We start from the raw sequence: 2566 nt of genomic DNA on the forward strand, positions 1-2566 counted from the left end.
GCCCCCAGGCGACGAGGACGTGCCGGGGGAACGACGGCGGCGAGGCGCACCGGATGAGTAAGGGATGCCGCGGCGGCGGGGCCGCGGCATCCGGAACCGCTCAGGACACCGGCGTGGCGTGCCAGATGCGGTCGAGGTAGTCGCGCATGGCCCGGTCGGACGAGAAGTAGCCGCTGCGGGCGACGTTCAGGATCGCGGAACGCACCCACGCGTCCTGGTCGGCGTACGCCGCGTCGACGCGCTCCTGGGCGTCGAGATACGAGGCGAAGTCGGCGAGCGCCATGAAGCGGTCCTCGTACAGCAGGTTCGACACGAGCGGTTCGAAGACCGTGCGGTCGCCGTCCGAGAACGCGCCCGACGCGATCAGGTCGATCGCGCTGCGCAGCCGCTCGTCGCCCTGGTAGACGTCGGCGGGACGGTACCCCTCGGCCCACAGCGCCTCGACCTCGGGCTCACTCATGCCGAAGAGGAAGAAATTGTCGTCGCCGACGAGCTTGCGGATCTCGACGTTCGCGCCGTCGTCGGTGCCGATGGTGAGCGCGCCGTTCAGGGCAAGCTTCATGTTGCCCGTGCCGGACGCCTCTTTGCCGGCGAGCGAGATCTGCTCCGACAGGTCGGCGGCGGGGATGATGCTCTCGGCGAGGGTGACGTTGTAGTTCGCCGGGTACAGCACCTTGAGCTTGCCCTGCACGCGTCCGTCCCCGCTCACCACCTCGCCGACGGCGTTGATGAGGTGGATGATGCGCTTGGCCATGCCGTAGCCCGGGGCCGCCTTGGCGCCGAACAAGAAGGTGCGCGGCTGCACGGCATCCACGTCGAGACGACCAGAGACGATGCCCTCGTAGGTGCTGACGATGTGCAGCACCTTGAGCGTCTGACGCTTGTACTCGTGCAGGCGCTTGATCATGACGTCCAGCATGTGACCGTCGTCGAGGGGCTGGTCGCCGCGGGCCTCGAGCACGCGGGCGAAGCGGCGCTTGTTGGCGGCCTTGACCGCGGCGAACCGCTCGCGGAAGTCGCCGTCGTCGGCGAGCGCCTCGAGGCCGCGCAGACGCTCGAGGTCGACGGTCCAGCCCGCGCCGAGCGCCTCGGTGATGAGAGCCGAGAGATCGGGATTGGCCAGACGGAGGAAGCGGCGCGGGGTGACGCCGTTGGTGACGTTGGTGAACTTGTCGGGCCACATGGTGGCGAAGTCCTTCAGAACGTTGTCGCGCAGCAGCTGCGAGTGCAGCTCGGCGACACCGTTCACCTTGGAGCCCGCGACCGTGGCGAGGTACGCCATGCGCACCGAGCGGTACGGGTGCTCGCCGATGATCGACATGTTCCGGATGAGCATCTCGTCGTCGCCGAAGCGCTCGCGCACCTCGAGCAGGAACTCGTCGTTGATGCGGTAGATGATCTCGAGGTGGCGCGGCAGCAGGCGTCCGAGCAGATCGACCGACCAGACCTCGAGGGCCTCGGGCAGCAGCGTGTGGCACGTGTACGCGAAGCACTTCTGCGTGATGGCCCACGCGGCATCCCACTCGAGCTTCTTCTCGTCGACCAACACGCGCATGAGCTCGGGCACGCCGATCACGGGGTGCGTGTCGTTGAGCTGGAAGATCACACGTTCCGGCAGCTTCTCGATGTCGAAATCGTCGGGGAGCACGTTGTCGATGAAGTCGGCGATGGATGCCGCGACGAAGAAGTACTGCTGCTGCAGGCGCAGCTCCTTGCCCTGGGGCGTGGAGTCCTCGGGGTAGAGCACCTTCGAGATGTTCTCGGCGAAGGTCTGCGCACGCACCGACTCGACGTAGTCGCCGGAGTTGAAGGTGTGCAGGTCGAAGGCGTTGGTGGCCACCGCGCGCCACAGGCGCAGGGTGTTCACGCGACCGTTGTGGTAGCCCGGGACCATCATGTTGTACGGCACCGCGAGCACGTTCCACTCGGGCACCCAGCGGGTGCGCTCGACGCCGCCGTCGTCGTAGGTCTCGGTGGTGCCGGCGAACGAGATGGTCTGCGCGGCCTCGGGGTGGGCGAAGTCCCACGGCGAGCCCATGCGCAGCCACGCGTCGGGCTGCTCGATCTGCTGCCCGTCGGCGAACGCCTGGCGGAAGATGCCGTACTCGTAGCGGATGCCGTACCCGATCGCCGGGATGCTCATGGTCGCGAGCGAGTCGACGAAGCAGGCGGCCAGGCGGCCGAGGCCGCCGTTGCCCAGCCCCGGCTCGATCTCGACGGCGCGCAGATCGTCGATGTCGATGCCGCACTGCGCGAGCGCCTCGGTGGCGATGTCGGTCAGACGCGCGGCGAGCAGGTTGTTGTCGAGCTGACGACCGAGCAGGTATTCGGCCGAGAGGTAGCAGACGGTCTTGTTCTGCTGCGCCTTCTGCTGTGCCCGGTCATCGAACCAGCGCGCCATCAGGTAGTCGCGCACCGTGTAGGCCAGGGCCAGGTACTGGTCGTTGACGTCGGAGTTCGACAGGGTCACACCCTGGTCGAAGTTGAGGTTCTGCAGGAACTGTTTCGCGAAGCCGTCGACGGATGCCGCGGGGGCGACGACCGGCGCGAGGGCCAGGGGGTGGGT

Annotated in this window: 1 protein-coding gene; it reads right to left on the reverse strand. The window is 67.7% G+C overall.

Annotated features, from left to right (window positions below; genetic code table 11):
* Positions 1-100 precede the first annotated feature (100 nt).
* The coding region (locus DBR36_RS15740; RefSeq protein ID WP_308810972.1) for a glycogen/starch/alpha-glucan phosphorylase at positions 101-2566 on the reverse strand (2466 nt) is incomplete at its 5' end.

It is taken from the genome of Microbacterium sp. HMWF026, assembly GCF_003061325.1.
Taxonomy (GTDB): domain Bacteria; phylum Actinomycetota; class Actinomycetes; order Actinomycetales; family Microbacteriaceae; genus Microbacterium; species Microbacterium testaceum_E.